The following is a 20,345-nucleotide window of genomic DNA, read 5'->3' on the forward strand; positions in this document are numbered from 1 at the left end:
TTCCTCCTAATTAAAAGGTTTACGAATTTACACTAATTATATCACAGCTTATAAGAAATACATTACCACAATAAGTAAAATTATAATTGTTCCATAGAATATCCCTATTGTTAATGATACACAGGCCTTAGCCCATTCTATGATATTCCACTTTATTTTTTCAGATTTCATAGAAAAATCTATATTATCTTCGTTTTTATTTCGTACCTCTTCATAATATTTTCTAAAATAAGTTTCTTGACTTAAAAAATATGAATCTAATATCCAAAACATCAATACTGGGAAATAAGTTAAAATAATGTATTTATTATTTGAATCCTTTGCAGCTAGAGCAAACATTGCAGCAACCAAAGTAATAGCCCACCCCTTTAAAAGGAATGAGTTATTTGCCATTCTTGATATTATCCCTTGAATTAACTCTAAATGTTTTATTTTATTCTCCATAAACCCACCTATAAATTAATCCTTTTTAAGTAATGATTTCATTTCATATAGTGTATCTAATGAGTTACCACTAGTATATTTTTCCTTCCAAATATATAAATCATCTTCACTTAGTTCAATTAATTCATCCATTTCTAAATAATATTTAATGGGCAAATTAGAATTAAATACATATATATCAGGAGATTTAATTCGATGAAAATTAGGATTTCTTTTTCTTATTAATTTAGTCATTGCTATTTCATAATATATCCAAGGTGACCCAGTACTACCGATTACTTCAGAAACATTTAATGAATTAGGAGTATTAAGAAAAATTAAGCATTCAGTATTATCTATCATCTTTGACAAAGCAATTGAAAGCATCATGTGAACATGACTTGTAGATTTATTTCTTTTAAAATAGTTATAATATTCTTTATCTTCCTCCAAACAGAAACCATCATCAATTATTTTCAAAAGTTCTTCTGAATATCCCCATACACAGGAATCAACAAAAACCTTTAATTTAAAATTTTCATTAAGCCACCCTGCTAGTGCTACAGCTATTTTTTCGTCTTTATAAGCATAAGAAATAAACACATCAGCTTCAATTAAAGGGAACCAATTAGATTGAATTTTTGTGCCATTTATAAATCCATCCTTTATTATAAAACTTTCTAAGCCTTTTCTAATTAAAGCTTTATTTTTATCTAACAATTTTGTACCTAAATCATAATAATAATCAAGTTTATTACTTAGTATCAAATTAAATGCAGCATACATATTTATCACCCATTAATTTGTTATATAACTTAAATATATTATGATTTTACAGATAAATTACCTTTTAATATTTATAGACTTTAGATAAAAACATAGCAAAAAACCCCTTTAAATAGTTTCCTATTTAAAGGGGTAAAATTTACATCAATTAGATAGCTGTAATATTTTCTGCTTGAGGACCTTTTTGTCCTTCTACTACGTCATAAGAAACTTTTTGTCCTTCTTGAAGTGACTTATAACCTTCTGCAACTATTTGAGAAAAATGAGCAAATACATCTTTACCATCTTCTCCAGTAATAAAACCAAATCCTTTTTCTCCGTTAAACCATTTAACTGTTCCTGTCATTTTTGTTCCCTCCGAAATTTTATTATTTCTTAAATTCTTTGTAATAACTCACCAACAAAATTTCGATATTATCATACCCATTTGAAGTACTAATTGAAATATATCTGTGTTACATTATTTACTATTAATTTAAGCTTCTATATTATAATATAACAGTTTGTTTTATAAAGCAAGTTATTTCACTTTTCAAATATATCTTTTCCAATGTACTAGTAATTATACATAGATTTATTGATTAATTAATTTTTAAAGATTTTAACTACATTAAATCCGCTATTTTTAATTTCTTCTTCCGAAACATGACCATCAAGATGCATACAATATACTTTATTTCTAAATTCCTTAGGTATTATTTCAATTAATTTATTAATATATAAATGTCCATTACCTTCATAGTTAAGTCCACTAGTATCTTGATATACTTTTTGAATTTCTCCTCTCTTGAGTTTATCAATAATTTTATTTTCGATATCATTTGAATCACCACTGTAATAAAATGTTTCTCCATTTATACTCATAATAAATCCAAAAGAAGGAAGTTTGTTAGAATGTGTTGTTTTTATAAATTCAATTTCTACCTTACCAAACTCCCTAACATCTATTATGATTTTCTTAGAGTCGTTTATATAATACATCTTTTCTTCAACACCTAAACCATCTAGAATTCCACCAAGAAAATCTTTATCTGGGAAATAAACTATTGGCTTATGTTTCAAAATGTAGTTTGAATAAAATATTGTATCCCCTAAGCTTCCAATATGATCTGGATGAGTATGAGTAATAATAAAATACAAGTTTTTAATTCCTTGAAGCAGGTTTAATTCTTGTAATCTATGAAATACTGTTCCTCCGCAATCTATAAGAATTAGGCTACTATCTTTTTTTATAAAAGCGCTATTATTACCTAACCTAGTATTAAAAGTACTTCCTACTCCTATAAAATTAAGCATTTTTCCCTCCTTTATCCATACATTCTATAATTTTAAAATCTACAATCCAATTATTTAAATTCTCATTTTCGATAATTTCTCTGTTCAAATTTATCCAACTTTTACATTTATCTAAAATAATTGCATCGCTAGTTATTACGTTAGGTAAAACTTCTAAGGTTTTATCAACATCATTTATATTTTGAACATTAACTTTAAAATTATAAACTTTTAATAACTCTAGTATTCTTTCCTTTAACCTACCAGAATTTGATACTGGAGCATCTAAATAAAAATTTGCTTCAGCTATTTTATTCTTACTTATAATATTTCCAACTAGATTAATAGCAACATCTGTTTTATCTATTAACCTATACGTTCCCCTAAGTCCAGCTAAATCTCTAATAGTGCCATCTAAACATCTTAGTACTAAAGACTCAGATAATAACACTTCCAGAGTAATAATTGTATTAAAACCATCAATATGTACTGTTGAATCTTCTAAGCTTCCTAATACTTCTTTGTCTTTTCTAATCTTAACTGATTTTTCAGATGATATTGCTCTTACTAAAGCCAATCTCTGTCTTTCAGATAGTAAATAGTGATTACCAATAAATGTAGAGGCTCCCTTAATGTTATAACCATGATTTAAAAGATAATATAAATCCTTAGCTGCTTTATGTAGTTTTTCTATAGATTCATGTCCAAATTCCTCGTTATCTTTAGGTGAAAAACCCCGTCTAACAATATTATTCATATTATACCTCTTATTAAATACTTCTAGTTATTTTTATCTTTTCTAAGAAATTATATCATTAAATATGTTTTTCCAATTACAATATGAATATTACTTCTTATCGAATAAAATATAACAAAAAAGATCCAAACCATTAGGATTAATATATTTTAAAAACTAACTTCCTAACACTTAAGATCTATATAACTACTTTCTTAACTATTTATATATTCATCTAATAATTTTTTCCCATATTCATCATCCGGTATTATTTCAAGTTCTTCATATGACCATCTAATTTCACGTTCTAAAAGTCCAATTTCATTATTTATTTCATAACCAAATTTAACTTTGAATTTACCGTCACTGCTTAAGTTGTAGTTTAATGTACTCCAAGTGGTTTCGCCAGCATTTTTAAATTCAATCCATAGATTTCTATTAATCTCTCTAAGCTCTCTTAAAAGAAGTTTAAAGGCATCTTTGCTAACACCAAATTTATCAGGTATCGTTCCAGAATAATTAATTTTATTACAATCATCTGTATAAAAGTAAAAACTGGCGGAACTAACAGTTTCTAACACTTCAGCATACATAACTACCTTATCCCATTCTACAGGTATAATTTCACCTAGCTTTTCAGCTATTTCACTGTAATATTTGTTTAAGTTATTTTCGTTAATCATAGTTTCTCCTTTGGAAAATTCAGCAAACTTATTATTTAGATTATACCATATTTCTATCTTATTATTTCTTACTTACTATATGATTTATGAATACCTCTGGTAATTCCATATCATATTTTTCTACATAGTAAATTACATCTGAACGCCATTCATAGTCACCGTCAGTCATTAAGCTAAGCTCTAGTGTTTTATTGTTAGGATTTATTAAATCCTTGCCTACCGCTGGTGCTTGTGCTATAACTTTAGATTTTCTCATATATTCTAAAACTTTTTCTTTTTCCTTAATTGGATTATTTATTAACTCTTTTATTGATGGATATTTATCATCCTCATAAACTTCCCTTATTTGCCCTATCATTATCATATTTGATTACCTCCAATTCACTTATATAATATATTTTAACTCATTCTTACATACTCTTTTCATATTAATTTTAATTCATCAAAAATATTTTTTCAACTCTATTGACCGAATCGGTTTATGGCGTTATAATCAAGTAAACCGATTCGGTTTATAACGATTTGCGAGGTGGTGTTTTTGGAAAAGTTTAAAAACTTATCCCAAGAGAAACAAGACATGATTATAAATGCAGCATTAAAAACTTTTGGAACTAATGGCTATAAAAAAACCTCTGTTAGTGACATTGCTTATGCTGCTGGAATTTCTAAAGCTATGGTATTTCACTACTTTGGCACAAAAAAAGCATTGTATCTATACTTATTAGAACTTTGTGGAACAATTGTTACAAACGAAGTTATCAATAGATTTGATAATACAATTACTGATTTTTTCGAGAGAATCAAAATGGCAACTGAAATAGAGCTTTCTGTTATGAAACAGTATCCTCCAATTCCTACATTCCTAACAAGTATGTATTTTGAAGAGGATGAGGAAGTAAAAGATGACATTAAAGCAATTCTTGCTCAAGGTGAAGGCTTTAGAGAAAAAATTGCCTTTGATGGTATGGATGTTTCAAAATTCAAGGATACAATTGATCTTAAAATTGTTATGAAAATGCTCTACTGGATGACTGATGGTTTTATGAATCAGTTTTCAGGTAAAACAGATGTAGATTTTGAAGGCATATGTAATGAGTTCTATGATTGTATGGAAATGCTTAAAAAGAACTTTTATAAAGAGGAATACCTGTAGAAGCTATCTATGAATTACATATTAGAAATTTATATAATAAGAGGATTTATACGATTAAATTTTAGGAGGTTTCAATTATGAATGTTATTGAAATTAAGAATCTTACAAAACAATATGGTAAGTCCAGAGGTATTATTGATGTTAATTTAAACGTAGAGGAAGGAGAAATTTTTGGTTTTATTGGTCCAAATGGAGCTGGAAAATCTACTACTATTAGAACTCTTTTAGGACTTATATATCCAACTAGCGGTAGCGCAACTATATTCGGAAAGAATTGTATTGAAAACCCTGAAGTAAGACAATCACTAGGTTATCTTCCATCAGAAGTATTCTATTACGATAATATGAGAGTTTTAGATTTATTAAAATATTCTGCAAGCTTTTATAAAAAGGATTGTACAAAAAGAATTCACGAGCTATCAGAAATTATGGATTTAGATTTAAAAAAGAAAATAGACGATCTTTCCTTTGGTAACAAGAAGAAGGTTGGTATAGTACAAGGACTTTTACATGAACCAAAGCTAATCATATTAGATGAACCTACTAGTGGACTTGACCCACTAATGCAACAAAGATTTTTTGAACTTATTAAAGAAGAAAATAAGAAAGGTGCGACTGTATTCTTCTCTTCTCATATTCTAGGTGAAGTTCAGAAGATGTGTAGCCGCGTAGCTTTCATAAAAGAAGGTAAAATCATTAAGCTTGAAAAGATTAGCACTCTTCAAGAAAATAACTATAAGAAAATCAGCATTGAAGGTAAATCTAATATCAAAAAAGAAGATTTTAATATTAAAGGTGTAAATAACCTTAAGATTGAAAAAGACTCTGCTAGTTTCATCTTTAGAGGAAATATCAACTCTATTACAAAAAAATTAGCTGAAATAGAACTTAATAATATATCTATTGAAGAGCCAGATTTAGAGGAAATCTTTATGCACTATTATTCAAAGGAGGATTAGTAAGATGAATATGTTTCTACATGAACTAAAGACTCTGAGAAAAACAACAACTATATGGATTATTGTTTTAGTTGCTCTACTTGCACTATATCTTTCAATATATCCTGGAATGGCTAATGATGCTGAAGATTTTAAAAAATTATTAGAAGGTTACCCAGCATCTGTTAGAGCTATGCTTGGCATTAATTTAGATACAATAACTTCCATCCTAGGATTTTACTCAATGATATTTTCCTTTATTGTAGTTTTTGGTGCTATTCAAGCTATGAATCTTGGAGTTTCAATACTTTCTAGAGAATCTAGAGAGAGAACAGCTGATTTCTTGTTAGTAAAGCCAGTATCTCGTACATCTATTGTAACTGCAAAACTTTCTGCTGCTTTTACCGTTATCATTATTACAAATATTATTTTCTTAGCTGTATCTTTCATCATGGCAAATGCTGTTAAGACCGCAGATTTTGATGTAAATACATTTTTGTTAATTAACTTTACCCTATTCTTTATTCAAGTTATTTTTGTTGCAATTGGAATGGTTTCTTCTGTTTTTTTCAATAAACTTAAAAATATATTACCTCTATCACTAGGCGTAGTTTTTGGTTTATACATGCTAGGAACACTTATTGCAACTGGAAAAGATGCTAACACTGCACGTTACTTCTCTCCTTTTAAATATTTTGATATACCTTATATTATTAAAAATATAAGCTATGAGTCTTCATATATGATTACCGGAATAGCCATCGTAATTATTTCTATAATTGTAAGCTATATAGTTTATAACAAAAAAGATATCCATGCAGTATAATCTTATATTCTTGGATTTAATTAAAAGGAGGTATAATAATGAATATTTTTATAAGAGAATTAAAAGCCAATAGAAAAGCCCTTATAATATGGAGCATTTGTATGATCTTATTGGTTGTAAGTGGTATGGCAAAGTATACAGCTTATTCTGAAGGTGGTTCTGCTAATGAAGTTTTTAATAAGATGCCCTTCACCTTAAAAGCATTACTTGGAATTGGCTCCTTTGATGTTACTAGTATTGGTGGTTTCTTCGCATTTCTTTTTCTATATATTGAGCTAACAGTTGGAATTCATGCAGTACTTTTAGGTAATGGAATTATAGCAAAGGAAGAAAGAGATAAAACCACAGAATTTTTAATTGTAAAACCTGTATCTAGATCTACTATAATAACTTCAAAGCTTCTTGCTGCATTTGTAAATCTAGTAATAATAAATTTAATTACCTTAGTTTCTTCAATAGTAATGGTAGGTCAATACAATAAAGGTGATTCAATTAATGGTGAAATATTAACATTCTTCATTGCAATGTTTATTGTTCAATTGCTTTTCCTTTCACTTGGTGCCTTATTATCTGCATTTATGAAGAAGGCTAAGGTATCAGGGTCAATTGCAACTGGCATACTACTATTATCCTTTGTAATATCAAAGATTACTGATGTAACAGATCGCATGAATTTTTTAAACGTACTTTCCCCTTTTAAGTATTTTAGTTATGTAGATATAGTAAATGGTAACGGGCTGAATTTCATAGTAGTTGCTGTAACACTATTAATGATTATTGTATTTTCTGTATTTACTTATTTCTTCTACAATAAAAGAGACTTAGCTATTTAATAAAAAGAGTCCTACATTCAAAAATGCAGGACTCTTTTTATACTATCTCAATAATTAAATTATTTATTTTTCATCATATCCAAAACAATATCCTTAAAAATAGGAGCACCTGTATTACCTCCTACTAAATTCTCTCCTTCTTCATTTTTACCATTAATATCAGGAACAAAGATTACCATAGTATAATACTTCTTTCCTATATTAAAATAACCACTAAACCACCCATGAGTCGTTCCTTGGGCACCTGTTGCTGATCCTGTTTTACCTCCTATATCTATATTCGGTATAAAGGCATTAGTCCCAGTACCTTTTTTAACTACCTCTCTCATATTTTCTTTTATTTCATCTGCTGAAGTTTTTGAAATAATTCTTGTTTTAGTACTCGTATAGTTTTTCACAGGCTTATCATTAATATCTAATATAGATTTAACTATGCTAGGCTTAACATAAACTCCTCCATTTACAATAGTATTTATTGCACCTGCCATTTGTACTGGAGTGACTGTCATAGCCTGCCCTATACCTATGTTACTAAGTCCTGCTTCTTCTTTAGGCTTAGTTCCTGAAATTTCTTTTGTTAAGCCCAAATTCTTACTATACAAGCCTTCAGACTCAGCTAACTTCATTAAATTGTCATAGCCAACTTTTTGAGCTACCTGAAAGAAGGTATCATTACAAGATACTAACAAAGCATCTCTAACAGATAAAGTTCCATGAGAATATGGCTTACCATTTTTTTGGCATATCTCACCTTTACACACGAACTTATCACTTAATGAAACATCCTTATCCTCTAATGCTGCCTGTTCCACAAGTAGTTTAAAGGTTGAGGCTGGTTCAAAACCTACTCCTTCTGCCCCAATTAAGAGATTGGGCTGTGATTCATCTTTTTGGACTAGCGCTTTAATATCTCCGCTTTCACTATCCATTAAAACTACACCAACATTCTTTAAGTTTGAATACTCACTTCTATTTAAGATATCTTTGATTCTACTATTTAAATCTAAATCTAAAGTTAACTGAATATTTTTATTATCCTTATTAACTTCGTATCCTTCCTCTTTGTAGACACCTGACTTATCTAAAGAAAATTTGACTTGTGGTGATTTATTATTTTTAATATAACTTTGCAATGTAGCTTCTAGTGATTCGTCTTCATACTTATCCTTAGTATTTACCTTACTTAATAAGTCTGTAATAGACCAGGAATTCTTGCTATCAGACTCATCATAAGTATAAGCATATATACCCTTTATATTAGTCATATTTTTTACTTTGTTATAAGTATCTTCATTAACTACAAAATAGCTCTTTCCAGCCTTTTTCAATATTTCATCATAGCTAAAATTATCTACTTGGGTTTTCATAATAAAGTTAAACGCTAATAGATTTTGCATATTATCATCACAGTTATTTAAACTAAATGGTTTAGAATCAATAACAACTACATACTTCTTTGTATAGGTCATTAAATCTTTGCCCTTAGAATCTAGCATCATATAGTTATTTTGAGAAATGTTCTCCACTTGATAATTAACCATAGAAACACTTGCTCTATCTGGATTATATTTATTTACTACAATATATGTTCTCACTGATAAAAGAATAAAAAGTATACAAAACCCTATCCCCATATACTTACTTCTTTTTGCATGTATGGAATTTACCATAAAAAAAACACCTCCCCGATTAAATTCTTGACTCGAGGGAGATGTTTTATACACTATTTTAATATTTGTTTTATTTTAGATACCATAATATCTATAGCTACTTTATTTTGTCCACCTTCTGGTATTATAATATCAGCATGTCTCTTTGTTGGTTCTGTAAATTGTAGATGCATTGGTCTAACTACAGATAGATATTGCTCTATAACGGATTCTAAGGTTCTTCCTCTTTCGTTAATATCTCTAACAATTCTTCTTATTATTCTAACATCAGCATCAGTATCCACATATATCTTTATGTCTAGAAGATCTCTTATTCTTTCATCTTCAAGAACTAATATACCTTCAACTATTATGATTTCCTTTGGTTCTAATACAATTTTTTCTTTTTTTCTAGTATGTATTGAGAAATCATATATAGGCATCTCTATTCTATTGCCTGTTAATAAAGCCTTTAAATGTTCAACTAATAAATCATTATCAAAAGCCATTGGATGATCGTAATTTGTTTTAACTCTTTCTTCCATAGCTAAATGACTTTGATCCTTATAATATGAATCCTCTTGAATCATTCCTATGCAGTCTTCATTAAAATTCTCATATATTGCTTTCGCAATTGAACTTTTTCCAGATCCTGTGCCCCCAGTTATTCCAATAAGAATCGGTTTCTTCATGTTTTTCCTCCTTATTTTCCCTTTATAAGCATATCTTTTTCTTTTAATGGAGCATCTACTGTAACTGTAAATATCATTCCAGCCTTATTAGCTACATCAATTTTTGCTCCTTTTTCATCTTTCATATCCATTAGCTCAATTGTGTAGTTTTCTCTATCAGGAGTCAAAACTTCAACCTTATCGCCTTCAAATACTCTATTCTTCTGTTCTATTACAGCTATCTTTGTAGCTTCATCATAGCTTTTAACTACTCCAACTATATCAAAATCTCTAATGTAAGAAGAATCGTCATATACTTGTTTATTTGGTTCATTAAAATAAAAACCTGTATGGTAGCTTCTATGAGAAACTTTTAATAAATTATCTACCCAAACTTGTTTTAATTGATAATTTTCTGGATCAGCCATATAAGCATCAATTGCAGCTCTATAGGATTTTACTATTGCAGCAACATAATATGCACTTTTCATTCTTCCTTCTATCTTAAATGAGTATATTCCACTCTCCATAAGCTCTGGAATATGTTCTATCATACATAAATCTTTTGAATTCATTATGTAAGTTCCCTTTTCGTCTTCAACTATAGGGAAGTATTCTCCAGGTCTTTTTTCCTCTACAAGATAATATTTATATCTGCATGGTTGCGCACAAGCTCCCCTGTTGGAATCTCTACCAGTCATGTAGTTAGATAATAGGCATCTTCCTGAGTAACTCATACACATAGAACCATGAACAAATGCTTCAAGTTCACAATCTTCTGGAAGCTTTTCTCTTATATCTTTAATTTCAACCATAGAAAGTTCTCTTGCTAGAACAATTCTTTTTACTCCTTGTTCGTGCCAGAACTTAGCTGATCTCCAATTAACGTTATTAGCTTGAGTACTTAAATGTATTTCTAAATTAGGAACTACATCTCTTGCTGTCACAATAATTGATGGATCTGATACAATAACTGCATCTACTCCTAATGAATAAATATCCTTTAAATAGTCTTCAAGTCCAACTAAATCTCCATTATGAGGGAAAACATTTAGTGTTACATATAACTTTCTTCCTCTAGAATGAGCATATTCTACTCCTTCTTTAATTTGTTCATTTGTAAAATTGTCCGCAAAGGCTCTTAAATTAAGCTTGCTTCCACCTATATATACAGCATCTGCACCATAGTCTATAGCTATTTTAAGCTTTTCTAAACTACCTGCTGGTGCTAATAGTTCTGGTTTTTTCATTACTTTTTACCTCCTCTTTGTTAACGCAATTCCATCGCCCATTGGTATTACAGAGGTTATTAAGTCCTTATCTTTTGAAACTAATTCTAAGTAAGTTTTCATTCTCTTAACAATAGTGATTTTTCTTCTTTTAACTAGTTCATCTGAAGCAACCATTCCTCTAAATAATACATTATCTGCTATGATTATACCATCTGTTTTAAGCAATCTCAAACAGTGTGGTAAGAAATGATTATAGTGACCTTTTCCTGCATCCATGAAAATCATATCATAAGGTTCTGTTAATTTTTCAAGTATTTCTAAACAATCCCCCTGTAATATTTCTATTGATGATTCTAAGGAAAACTTTTCTATATTCTTCTTAGCCATAGCTATCATTTCGTCACTTCTCTCAATAGTCGTAATATAAGCCTCCTTATTTGAAGCTTCATACATAAGTATTGATGAATATCCTATAGCTGTACCTAATTCTAATATTCTCTTTGGTTTTTGAAAACTCACCATAAATTCTAAAAACTTTGCAGTTTCTTTTTGAACAATCGGAACATGGTTTTCATGTGCAAAATCCTCAAGTTCTTTTAAGTATCCTTCCTTTTCTGGAATAAGATCTCTTATATATTTTTCCATATAATCATAAGTGACTCCACTCATTATACTTCCTCCAAATTATAAGGGAACTCATGGTTCAGAATTTCCTATTAGAAACCCTAAATATAGGGCTTCATAATAGAAGCCCTATTATCCATGAGTTATTTTTTACTTCTTGAAATTTGTTTCTTTCTTTCACCACTGTCTAGAACTCTTTTTCTCATTCTAATGCTTACAGGAGTAACTTCTACTAACTCATCACCATTAATAAATTCTAATGATTGTTCAAGTGACATAGCTCTTGGTGTAGAAAGTTTTAATGCATCATCAGAACCAGAAGATCTTGTATTTGATAAATGTTTTTTCTTACATACATTTACGTCTAAATCGTCTGCTCTTGAAGATTCTCCAACTATCATACCTTCGTATACTTCTGTACCAGCACCGATAAATAAAGTACCTCTTTCTTGTGCATTAAATAATCCATAAGTTAAAGCATCTCCTGATTCAAATGCAACTATCGACCCTCTGCTTCTTCCTGGTATTTCACCCTTATATGGTTCATATCCGTGGAATACGTGGTTCATTATTCCGTTACCCTTTGTATCAGTTAAGAATTCATTTCTAAATCCTATAAGTCCTCTTGCTGGAATATTAAATTCAAGTCTAGTATATCCATTTTGTGCAGAAGTCATATTAACCATCTCTGCTTTTCTAGGTCCTAACTTTTCCATAACTGGTCCCATAAACTCTTCTGGAACATCTATAGTTAAGTATTCTATTGGTTCAAGCTTCTTACCATTTTCCTCTTTAAATATAACATTTGGTTTAGAAACTTGTAATTCATAGCCTTCTCTTCTCATAGTCTCTATTAATATTGCTAAGTGAAGTTCTCCTCTTCCTGATACTTCAAAACAATCTGGGGAAAGTTCCACAACTTTTAAACTTACGTTTGTTTCAAGTTCCTTAAATAATCTATCTCTTAAGTGTCTTGAAGTTATAAACTCTCCTTCTCTTCCTGCAAATGGTGAATCATTAACCATGAAGTTCATGTTTAATGTAGGTTCGTCTATATCAACAAATGGAAGTGCTTCTGGATTAGCTGAATCTGCAATAGTTTCACCTATATTAGCATCACCAATACCTGAAACTGCTATTATATCACCTATTGATGCGCTATCTGCATCAACTCTCTTTAGACCTTCATATGTATATATGTTTGAAGCCTTAAAGTTTGTAATTTTTCCATCTTGCTTAACAATTGATAAGTTTTGATTCTTCTTGATAGTTCCACGTACAATCTTACCAATAGCTATTTTACCTACATATTCACTTGTATCTAATGTAGTTATAAGCATTTGTAATGGCTCGTCTGCCTGTCCCTTAGGTGGTTCAACCCTCTCAACTATTGTTTTAAATAAAGGTTCCATGTTGTCTGATTCATCTTCAACTTCTAGCTTTGCTATTCCGTCTCTTGCAGATGCATAAACTATTGGGAAGTCTAATTGCTCGTCCTCAGCACCAAGTTCTAAGAATAAGTCAAATACTTCATCAATAACTTCTTCTGGTCTTGCATTAGGCTTGTCAATTTTGTTTATTACAACGATTGGCTTTAATCCTAATTCAAGAGCTTTTCTTAATACGAATTTAGTTTGTGGCATTGGACCTTCATAAGAGTCAACTACAAGTAAAACTGAGTCAACCATTTTAAGTACACGTTCAACTTCTCCACCAAAATCAGCATGTCCTGGGGTATCAATAATGTTTATTTTAATTCCATTATGTATAACAGCAGTGTTTTTAGAAAGAATTGTTATTCCTCTTTCTTTTTCTAAGTCGTTAGAGTCCATTACTCTTTCTTCGACTTTTTCATTTGATCTAAATATATTGCTTTGCTTAAGTAGTGCGTCTACCAATGTTGTTTTACCATGGTCAACATGGGCAATAATAGCAATATTTCTTATATCTTCTCTTACAGTTAAATTCATTCTTATTCCTCCAAGCAAAATTTGCAAAATAAAATTGGATACTTACGTATCCAATCTTCAGTCTATATTACATTCTAATATTAGAGAGTAAAAAAGTCAAATCTTATTCTTGAGATGGTGCAATAATATTTACTCCTATTGCGTCATTTAAGATTTTTAAAATATCGTCCCACATCTGAGCAAAAGCGGCTTCAGCTGAAATATAGCTTGAAACTTGTGGGTTTAACATTATAGCGCCCCCAAGATTTTGCATTTTTTCCTCAGTTTCTTTTGATATTTTTCCTGTTTGAACTTGTTCACTATAAGCTTCAAATTGAATTCTTCTAAAATCTTCAACCATTTTTTTAGCTTCTGGATTCTCACTAATTTTATTTGTAGCCTCTCTATAATCTATAACTTGAGGATCATTTTTTAATTCATCCGCTAAAGCGTGAACTTTATCATAAATATTTTGCATTGTCTCTCCCCCTAATTAAATTTCCATAATTATTGGTAATATCATAGGCTTTCTCTTAGTTCTTTCATAAAGGAAACTTCTTAATTGATCCTTCATGTTTGACTTTAAGGTTGCCCAATCAGTAATTTTTCTTTCCTCACAATCTTTTAACACGTTTTTAACAATATCTCTTGCTTCATCCATCAAGCCTTCAGATTCTCTTACATATACAAATCCTCTAGAGATAATATCTGGACCAGCAATAACTGTACCTGATTCTTTCTCTATTGTTACAACAACAGTTAAAATACCATCTTGTGATAAATGCTTTCTATCTCTTAATACTATGTTTCCTACATCACCAACTCCAAGTCCATCAACAAAGACTTGACCTGAAACAACAGTACCATTTTTTCTTATTCCATCTCTAGTTACTTCTATTACTTCCCCATTTTCAGGAATATAAGCATTTTTATCCGGTAATCCTAGCTTAACAGCTAGATCACAATGTTGTTTTAAATGTCTATATTCACCATGAACTGGCATAAAGTATTTTGGTTTAACTAAAGTATGCATTAACTTAAGTTCTTCCTGGAATGCATGACCAGATACATGAACATCTGCTAAAGCTTCATATATTACATTTGCACCTTTTTTAAATAATGAGTTTATAACTTTAGACACTAACTTTTCATTTCCTGGAATAGGTGAGGCTGAAATAATTACAGTATCCCCTTCCAATATATTTATTTTTTTATGGTCAGAACTTGCCATTCTTGCTAAAGCTGACATTGGTTCCCCTTGGCTACCAGTTGTGATTATTACCATCTTATCTTGAGGATATTTATTAATTGAATCTACTCCTATTAATGTATCCTTACCCACATCTATATAACCTAATTCCATGGCAACTTGAAGAACGTTCTCCATACTTCTTCCTGAAACAGCAACTTTTCTTCCATAAATCTGTGCAGCTGTAATTATCTGTTGCATTCTGTGAACATTAGATGCAAAGGTAGCAACTATAATTCTTCCTTTTGCTTTACCAAATAGATTAATAAAACTTTCCCCTACAGTTCTCTCTGACATAGAATATCCAGGTCTTTCAACATTAGTAGATTCTGCTAACATAAGCAGAACACCTTTTCTTCCTAGTTCAGCTAGTCTTGTAAAGTCTGTTTGCTCTCCATCAATTGGAGTATAATCAATCTTAAAATCTCCTGTATGAAGTACCGCACCTATAGGCGTATGGATTGCAATTGCTGAAGCATCTGCAATTGAGTGAGTTTGCTTTATAAATTCTACTGAAACCGAGTTAAGCTTTATTACATCTCTAGATTTAACTCTTATAAGTTCAGTTGTACTAAGTAACCCATGCTCTTTTAATTTTGTTTCAACCAATCCAATTGTTAGCTTTGTGCCATATACAGGCACATTTAATTGCTTTAGGACATATGGTAATGCCCCTATATGGTCCTCATGACCATGTGTTAAAAATATACCTCTAACTTTATCTTTGTTCTTTATAAGATATGACACATCAGGTATAACTATATCAATTCCGAACATATCTTCATCTGGAAATTTCAATCCACAATCTATTACAACAATATCATCTTTAAACTCTATTGCAGTAATATTCTTACCGATTTCATTAATTCCTCCCAGAGGAATTACTTTAACTTTTGCTTTTTCTCTTTTCATATTTCCCCTCCTTTTATATTTGAAATACTAAAGATGTCTTCTCCTTTGTTAAGAGGATACCTTTACTATTATTTTTTACAATCATTGCAAATTCCATAGAATTTTACTGAATGATCTAATATTTTAAAGTTGTATGTTTCTTCAATTTTATTTTCAATGACTTCTAAAAGGTCATCTTCTACTTCTAAGACCTTTCCACACACGTTACATACTAGATGATGATGTCTATGAGTTTCTCCCTCATGAGCAAGTTCATATCTAGCGCATCCATCATCTAAATCTAGTTTATATATTATGCCAAGTTCTTCCAAAAGTAAAATAGTTCTATACACCGTAGCTAAACCAATCTCAGGACATCCTCTTTTTACCTCATCATATATCTCTTCGGTAGTCAGATGTTTACCTTCATTTTCAATTATGGTATTTACAATAGCTCTTCTTTGTGGTGTTAGCTTATACCCTTTTTTCTTTAAATCTTCTTTTAACTCATTAATCTCTTTTTCACTTAAATATGGCATAAATTTACCCTCTCTTTATACTTAATCCTGGAATACAGCTTCGTATGCCTCTGCAACCATTTGAAATTCTTCTTCATCTTCAATAGTTGCTAGAACATCATTTCCTTCTTCATCTTTAATAATTTTTAATGCTATAGCTTCTTCTTCACTATCCGCTGAATCTGAAGGTACAACTATAACATACTCATTATCTTCGATATCAAGCTTTGTTAACACATCAAATTCTGTCTCCACTCCCTCTTCGTCTAATAATGTAATTTTGTCAACATTGTTCTCCATAAATACACTCCTTCTCTTAATTTATTCACATATATAAAATTGGAAGCCACTATTTAGAATTTCTATCTAAATATCCTTGCAAAATTAAGGCTGCCGCTATTTTATCCACTATTTCTTTTCTTCTTCCTCTTGACAAATCTGCTTCTAACATAGCTCTATGAGCTGCCATAGTTGTCAGTCTCTCGTCCCAGTATTCAATCTTAGGATTAAAAGAGGCTTCAAGCTTCTCACAGAACTTATAAGTTCTTTCAGCTGCTTCTCCAAGCGTACCATTCATATTTTTAGGTAAACCAACTACTATAATTTCAGCAGAATACTCATCATATATCTTTTTAATTTCTGCTATATCATAATTATAGTTTTTTCTTTTAATAGTTGTTATACCTTGAGCAGTAAACCCTAATGGGTCACTTACTGCTACACCTACAGTTTTCGTTCCAACATCTAAACCTAGTATGCGCATTTTTTCTCCTTATAATTAAAGAATAATTACGGTAATTTTGTTTTAAATGAATATTAATCTTAAAATTAATATTCATTTAAAATACCCAATATTAAGAATAAAGAGTACCCCACAGGCACTCTTTACTCTACTCCTAAATAGGATTTTATTACTTCCTCTAGAATTTCATCTCTTTCTAGTTTCCTAACAAGAGCTCTAGCTCCGTTGTAGTTAGTAATATATGTTGGATCACCAGAAATTAAATACCCTACTAATTGATTTACTGGATTATATCCTTTTTCAATAAGTGCATCATAGATTTCTGTTAAAATTGCCTTAGTTAAATCTTTTCTATCTTTACTTCTATCAAACATCATTGTATTTTGTAAATTGTCCTTCATATTTCGCTGCTACTTAAGCAACTTCACCATCCCTTCGCACAATATTACACTAACACATATATAAATATTCCCATCATTTAATTAAATTATAACTGAATTAATGATAAATGTATACTATTTTACTAAATTTTCAACTACTTGGTATACTTTATCAATTGCTTCTGTTAATTTAGCTGGGTCTTTTCCACCTGCTTGAGCCATGTCTGGTCTTCCACCACCACCGCCTCCAGCAACGGTTGCAACTTCCTTAATTATCTTTCCACAGTGAATTCCTTTTTCTATAGAATTCTTTGTAGCCATTGCTACAAAATTAACCTTATCACCATGAGTACTTCCTAATACAACTACTCCTAAGGAAATCTTATTTCTTATTTTATCAGCTAAATCTCTTAAAGCATTGCCATCTACTTCGGATAAACCATAAGCTATTACACTTACTCCATTTATATCTTTAACTGCCTTTAATATATCTTCTTCTGCTCCTGATGCTAACTTAGCTTTAAGTTCTTGAACTTCTTTTTCTTTTTCTTTAAGTTCGTGGGATAATGTGCTTATCTTAGCTGTAATATCTTTTTCATTACACTTTAATATACTTGCTGTTTCTCTTAACAAATTATTTTTATCTTCAACAAATTTTAATGCATTAAAACCAGTTAAAGCTTCTATTCTTCTAACACCTGCAGCAACTCCTGCTTCTGATAAAATCTTAAATAGACCTATCTCTCCAGAATTTCTAACGTGAGTTCCACCACATAATTCTTTTGAGAATTGACCTATTGATACAACTCTAACCTCATTCCCATATTTATCATCGAATAGAGCCATTGCTCCAGATTCTTTAGCTTCTTCTATAGTCATTAGATTTGTATTAACTTCAAATACTTCCATTATCTTTTCGTTTACTATAGCTTCAACTTTTTCAATTTCTTCTTTAGTTAATCCTTGGAAGTGTGTAAAGTCAAATCTTAATCTTTCACTATCAACATAAGATCCTGATTGAGAAACATGTTCTCCTAAAGTTTCTCTTAGAGCTTCGTGAAGCATATGAGTAGCTGTATGGTTCTTACAAATATCATTTCTTCTTCTAGCATCTACTTTAAGAGTTAGCTTATCATTTAATGATAATTCTCCTTCATTTACTTTAATATAATGAATAGTTTTTCCACCAACATTCTTTTTAGTGTCATATACTATCCCAGTAAATTTATCATTAAAGATTGATCCTTTATCGCCTACTTGCCCACCCATTTCTGCATAGAATGGAGTAAGTTCAGTTACTAAATATCCTTTTTCTCCTGCTAATATTGAATTTCTAAATTCACTATCATCTGCTAAAACAACTGCCTTAGCTTCTAACTCAAGTGTTTTATATCCATTAAATTCAGTTTCTATTGAAGCATCTATCTTGTTTATAGGCTTTTCGTCTGATCCCATGTAAGTACTTTCGCCTCTTGCTTCTCTAGCAGAAACTCTTTGATGTTCCATGGCTTTATTAAAGCCTTCTAAATCAACTAATAGATTTTTTTCTTCTAATATTTCTAAAGTTAACTCCAGTGGGAATCCAAAAGTATCATATAACTTGAAAGCTTTTTCTCCTAATAAAGTCTTTTCATTCTTTGCTTCCATCTCATCTATATATGACTTTAAAATTTCCATTCCTGAATCAATAGTTTCATTAAATCTTTGTTCTTCTAATAAAATTATTTTCTTAATATAATCTTTTTTCTCAACTAATTGAGGATATGCTGGACCGTAATTTTCAATTACAGTATCAACTATATCAATTAAGAATATGTCTTTAGCACCTAGAAGTCTTCCATGTCTAGCAGCTCTTCTAAGAAGTCTTCTAAGGACATATCCTCTTCCTTCATTAGAAGGTAAAACACCATCTGAAATAAGCATGGTAACGCTCTTAACGTGATCTGTGATTATTCTTATTGAAGTATCTTTATTTTTATCTTCATCATACTTTGAATTAGTTACTTCACATACCTTGTTTAAAATGCTTCTTACAGTATCTATCTCAAATATATTATTTACACCTTGCATAATTGTTGCGATTCTTTCTAGACCCATTCCTGTGTCTATATTAGGATTAGCAAGTTTATTATAGTTTCCTTCTTCGTCTTTATCGAATTGGGTAAATACTAAATTCCAGAACTCAACTATTCTATCATCATCAGCTGCAGCTAGGAATTCTTCAACTGTGTTTACCTTTTCTCCGTTTCCTCTATCGAAATGAATTTCAGTACAAGGACCACATGGACCTACCCCTATTTCCCAAAAGTTATCATCTTTACCTAATCTGAAGATTCTTGATGGATCTACATCTGTTTTTGATGTCCAAATATCAAAAGCTTCATCATCTTCTAAATATATAGTAACGTATAATTTATCCTTAGGGATATCTAATGTTTGAGTAATAAATTCCCATGCCCAAGGAATTATCTCTTCTTTAAAATAATCTCCAAAAGAGAAGTTTCCAAGCATCTCAAAGAAAGTACCATGTCTTGATGTTTTTCCTACGTTCTCTATATCACCAGTTCTTATACATTTCTGACAAGTTGTTATTCTTTTTCTTGGTGGCTCTTGAAGTCCTGTAAAATATGGCTTTAATGGTGCCATACCAGCATTTATTAATAATAAACTTTTATCATTCTTAGGAACTAGTGGAAAACTTTCTAATCTTAAATGATCTTTACTTTCAAAAAAACTTAAATATGCTTCTCTTAACTCATTTGCACCCATTTTCTTCATATCTCTTAC

At 30.3% G+C, this 20,345-nt stretch carries 23 protein-coding genes; 4 read left to right on the forward strand and 19 right to left on the reverse strand.

Annotation, left to right across the window (positions count from 1 at the left end; translation table 11 throughout):
• Nucleotides 1–48: 48 nt before the first annotated feature.
• The 7 genes from JK634_RS09215 to JK634_RS09245 form a co-directional block, all read right to left on the reverse strand.
• Nucleotides 49–444, reverse strand: coding sequence for a hypothetical protein (locus tag JK634_RS09215; RefSeq protein WP_202767354.1), 396 nt, complete (start codon nucleotides 442–444; stop codon nucleotides 49–51).
• Nucleotides 445–459: 15 nt separating this feature from the next.
• Complete coding sequence (locus JK634_RS09220) at nucleotides 460–1,209, reverse strand: hypothetical protein (RefSeq protein ID WP_202767355.1); 750 nt, start codon at nucleotides 1,207–1,209, stop codon at nucleotides 460–462.
• 148 nt (nucleotides 1,210–1,357) lie between these two features.
• Nucleotides 1,358–1,555 (reverse strand): cold-shock protein, encoded by a 198-nt coding sequence (locus JK634_RS09225; RefSeq protein WP_202767356.1) that lies wholly within the window; start codon nucleotides 1,553–1,555, stop codon nucleotides 1,358–1,360.
• A gap of 239 nt (nucleotides 1,556–1,794) precedes the next feature.
• Entirely contained in the window at nucleotides 1,795–2,505 is a 711-nt protein-coding gene (locus JK634_RS09230; RefSeq protein ID WP_202767357.1) for an MBL fold metallo-hydrolase, read from the reverse strand.
• Nucleotides 2,498–3,241: a DUF434 domain-containing protein gene (locus tag JK634_RS09235; RefSeq protein ID WP_202767358.1), complete on the reverse strand. Its 744-nt coding sequence runs from the start codon at nucleotides 3,239–3,241 to the stop codon at nucleotides 2,498–2,500. Before JK634_RS09235 ends, JK634_RS09230 begins: the two co-directional genes overlap by 8 nt.
• A 194-nt stretch (nucleotides 3,242–3,435) precedes the next feature.
• Nucleotides 3,436–3,903: an immunity protein YezG family protein gene (locus tag JK634_RS09240; RefSeq protein ID WP_202767359.1), complete on the reverse strand. Its 468-nt coding sequence runs from the start codon at nucleotides 3,901–3,903 to the stop codon at nucleotides 3,436–3,438.
• A gap of 61 nt (nucleotides 3,904–3,964) precedes the next feature.
• Complete coding sequence (locus JK634_RS09245; protein ID WP_202767360.1) at nucleotides 3,965–4,267, reverse strand: hypothetical protein; 303 nt, start codon at nucleotides 4,265–4,267, stop codon at nucleotides 3,965–3,967.
• Between the two features lie 174 nt (nucleotides 4,268–4,441).
• Here JK634_RS09245 and JK634_RS09250 point away from each other — a divergent pair, with 174 nt between their 5' ends.
• The 4 genes from JK634_RS09250 (at nucleotide 4,442) to JK634_RS09265 (ending at nucleotide 7,653) form a co-directional block, all read left to right on the forward strand.
• A complete protein-coding gene (locus JK634_RS09250) occupies nucleotides 4,442–5,056 on the forward strand; it encodes a TetR/AcrR family transcriptional regulator (protein WP_202767361.1) in 615 nt (204 codons plus the stop codon).
• A 77-nt stretch (nucleotides 5,057–5,133) separates the two neighbouring features.
• Nucleotides 5,134–6,015 (forward strand): ABC transporter ATP-binding protein, encoded by an 882-nt coding sequence (locus tag JK634_RS09255; RefSeq protein WP_202767362.1) that lies wholly within the window; start codon nucleotides 5,134–5,136, stop codon nucleotides 6,013–6,015.
• A gap of 4 nt (nucleotides 6,016–6,019) precedes the next feature.
• The gene (locus JK634_RS09260; protein WP_202767363.1) at nucleotides 6,020–6,820 is read left to right on the forward strand and encodes an ABC transporter permease subunit; all 801 of its coding nucleotides are present in this window, start codon (nucleotides 6,020–6,022) and stop codon (nucleotides 6,818–6,820) included.
• 38 nt (nucleotides 6,821–6,858) lie between these two features.
• Nucleotides 6,859–7,653: an ABC transporter permease subunit gene (locus JK634_RS09265; RefSeq protein ID WP_202767364.1), complete on the forward strand. Its 795-nt coding sequence runs from the start codon at nucleotides 6,859–6,861 to the stop codon at nucleotides 7,651–7,653.
• Nucleotides 7,654–7,712: 59 nt separating this feature from the next.
• Here the strand turns inward: JK634_RS09265 and JK634_RS09270 are convergent, their stop codons facing one another.
• From JK634_RS09270 to alaS, 12 genes are all read right to left on the reverse strand, one after another.
• A complete protein-coding gene (locus tag JK634_RS09270; protein ID WP_202767365.1) occupies nucleotides 7,713–9,323 on the reverse strand; it encodes a penicillin-binding transpeptidase domain-containing protein in 1,611 nt (536 codons plus the stop codon).
• 53 nt (nucleotides 9,324–9,376) lie between these two features.
• Complete coding sequence (gene udk, locus JK634_RS09275) at nucleotides 9,377–9,994, reverse strand: uridine kinase (RefSeq protein WP_202767366.1); 618 nt, start codon at nucleotides 9,992–9,994, stop codon at nucleotides 9,377–9,379.
• Nucleotides 9,995–10,005: 11 nt separating this feature from the next.
• Nucleotides 10,006–11,223 (reverse strand): peptidase U32 family protein, encoded by a 1,218-nt coding sequence (locus tag JK634_RS09280; protein ID WP_202767367.1) that lies wholly within the window; start codon nucleotides 11,221–11,223, stop codon nucleotides 10,006–10,008.
• 6 nt (nucleotides 11,224–11,229) lie between these two features.
• Entirely contained in the window at nucleotides 11,230–11,874 is a 645-nt protein-coding gene (locus tag JK634_RS09285) for an O-methyltransferase (protein ID WP_202767368.1), read from the reverse strand.
• A gap of 98 nt (nucleotides 11,875–11,972) precedes the next feature.
• The gene (gene typA / locus JK634_RS09290) at nucleotides 11,973–13,799 is read right to left on the reverse strand and encodes a translational GTPase TypA (RefSeq protein WP_202767369.1); all 1,827 of its coding nucleotides are present in this window, start codon (nucleotides 13,797–13,799) and stop codon (nucleotides 11,973–11,975) included.
• Between the two features lie 103 nt (nucleotides 13,800–13,902).
• Nucleotides 13,903–14,256, reverse strand: coding sequence for a YlbF family regulator (locus JK634_RS09295; protein ID WP_202767370.1), 354 nt, complete (start codon nucleotides 14,254–14,256; stop codon nucleotides 13,903–13,905).
• Nucleotides 14,257–14,271: 15 nt separating this feature from the next.
• Nucleotides 14,272–15,939, reverse strand: coding sequence for a ribonuclease J (locus JK634_RS09300; RefSeq protein ID WP_202767371.1), 1,668 nt, complete (start codon nucleotides 15,937–15,939; stop codon nucleotides 14,272–14,274).
• Between the two features lie 68 nt (nucleotides 15,940–16,007).
• Nucleotides 16,008–16,457, reverse strand: a complete 450-nt coding sequence (locus tag JK634_RS09305) for a Fur family transcriptional regulator (RefSeq protein WP_202767372.1) — start codon at nucleotides 16,455–16,457, stop codon at nucleotides 16,008–16,010.
• Between the two features lie 21 nt (nucleotides 16,458–16,478).
• The gene (locus tag JK634_RS09310) at nucleotides 16,479–16,736 is read right to left on the reverse strand and encodes a DUF1292 domain-containing protein (RefSeq protein WP_202767373.1); all 258 of its coding nucleotides are present in this window, start codon (nucleotides 16,734–16,736) and stop codon (nucleotides 16,479–16,481) included.
• A gap of 49 nt (nucleotides 16,737–16,785) precedes the next feature.
• Nucleotides 16,786–17,199, reverse strand: coding sequence for a Holliday junction resolvase RuvX (ruvX, locus tag JK634_RS09315; protein ID WP_202767374.1), 414 nt, complete (start codon nucleotides 17,197–17,199; stop codon nucleotides 16,786–16,788).
• 122 nt (nucleotides 17,200–17,321) lie between these two features.
• Complete coding sequence (locus tag JK634_RS09320; protein WP_202767375.1) at nucleotides 17,322–17,579, reverse strand: IreB family regulatory phosphoprotein; 258 nt, start codon at nucleotides 17,577–17,579, stop codon at nucleotides 17,322–17,324.
• A gap of 114 nt (nucleotides 17,580–17,693) precedes the next feature.
• Nucleotides 17,694–20,336 (reverse strand): alanine--tRNA ligase, encoded by a 2,643-nt coding sequence (alaS, locus tag JK634_RS09325; protein ID WP_202767376.1) that lies wholly within the window; start codon nucleotides 20,334–20,336, stop codon nucleotides 17,694–17,696.
• Between the last annotated feature and the right edge of the window lie 9 nt (nucleotides 20,337–20,345).

Source organism: Clostridium paridis (assembly GCF_016765615.1).
GTDB classification, from domain to species: Bacteria; Bacillota; Clostridia; order Clostridiales; family Clostridiaceae; genus Clostridium_T; species Clostridium_T paridis.

Bases quoted from the DNA above. Each gene is read 5' to 3' on its own strand.
- JK634_RS09240 (WP_202767359.1), bottom strand. From the start codon at position 3,903: ATGATTAACGAAAATAACTTAAACAAATATTACAGTGAAATAGCTGAA.
- ruvX (WP_202767374.1), bottom strand. From the start codon at position 17,199: ATGCGCATACTAGGTTTAGATGTTGGAACGAAAACTGTAGGTGTAGCA.
- JK634_RS09305 (WP_202767372.1), bottom strand. From the start codon at position 16,457: ATGCCATATTTAAGTGAAAAAGAGATTAATGAGTTAAAAGAAGATTTA.
- udk (WP_202767366.1), bottom strand. From the start codon at position 9,994: ATGAAGAAACCGATTCTTATTGGAATAACTGGGGGCACAGGATCTGGA.
- JK634_RS09230 (WP_202767357.1), bottom strand. From the start codon at position 2,505: ATGCTTAATTTTATAGGAGTAGGAAGTACTTTTAATACTAGGTTAGGT.
- JK634_RS09245 (WP_202767360.1), bottom strand. From the start codon at position 4,267: ATGATAATGATAGGGCAAATAAGGGAAGTTTATGAGGATGATAAATAT.
- JK634_RS09280 (WP_202767367.1), bottom strand. From the start codon at position 11,223: ATGAAAAAACCAGAACTATTAGCACCAGCAGGTAGTTTAGAAAAGCTT.
- JK634_RS09260 (WP_202767363.1), top strand. From the start codon at position 6,020: ATGAATATGTTTCTACATGAACTAAAGACTCTGAGAAAAACAACAACT.
- JK634_RS09285 (WP_202767368.1), bottom strand. From the start codon at position 11,874: ATGAGTGGAGTCACTTATGATTATATGGAAAAATATATAAGAGATCTT.
- JK634_RS09320 (WP_202767375.1), bottom strand. From the start codon at position 17,579: ATGAAGGACAATTTACAAAATACAATGATGTTTGATAGAAGTAAAGAT.
- JK634_RS09270 (WP_202767365.1), bottom strand. From the start codon at position 9,323: ATGGTAAATTCCATACATGCAAAAAGAAGTAAGTATATGGGGATAGGG.
- JK634_RS09310 (WP_202767373.1), bottom strand. From the start codon at position 16,736: ATGGAGAACAATGTTGACAAAATTACATTATTAGACGAAGAGGGAGTG.
- JK634_RS09255 (WP_202767362.1), top strand. From the start codon at position 5,134: ATGAATGTTATTGAAATTAAGAATCTTACAAAACAATATGGTAAGTCC.
- alaS (WP_202767376.1), bottom strand. From the start codon at position 20,336: ATGAAGAAAATGGGTGCAAATGAGTTAAGAGAAGCATATTTAAGTTTT.
- JK634_RS09265 (WP_202767364.1), top strand. From the start codon at position 6,859: ATGAATATTTTTATAAGAGAATTAAAAGCCAATAGAAAAGCCCTTATA.
- JK634_RS09295 (WP_202767370.1), bottom strand. From the start codon at position 14,256: ATGCAAAATATTTATGATAAAGTTCACGCTTTAGCGGATGAATTAAAA.
- JK634_RS09215 (WP_202767354.1), bottom strand. From the start codon at position 444: ATGGAGAATAAAATAAAACATTTAGAGTTAATTCAAGGGATAATATCA.
- typA (WP_202767369.1), bottom strand. From the start codon at position 13,799: ATGAATTTAACTGTAAGAGAAGATATAAGAAATATTGCTATTATTGCC.
- JK634_RS09300 (WP_202767371.1), bottom strand. From the start codon at position 15,939: ATGAAAAGAGAAAAAGCAAAAGTTAAAGTAATTCCTCTGGGAGGAATT.
- JK634_RS09225 (WP_202767356.1), bottom strand. From the start codon at position 1,555: ATGACAGGAACAGTTAAATGGTTTAACGGAGAAAAAGGATTTGGTTTT.
- JK634_RS09235 (WP_202767358.1), bottom strand. From the start codon at position 3,241: ATGAATAATATTGTTAGACGGGGTTTTTCACCTAAAGATAACGAGGAA.
- JK634_RS09220 (WP_202767355.1), bottom strand. From the start codon at position 1,209: ATGTATGCTGCATTTAATTTGATACTAAGTAATAAACTTGATTATTAT.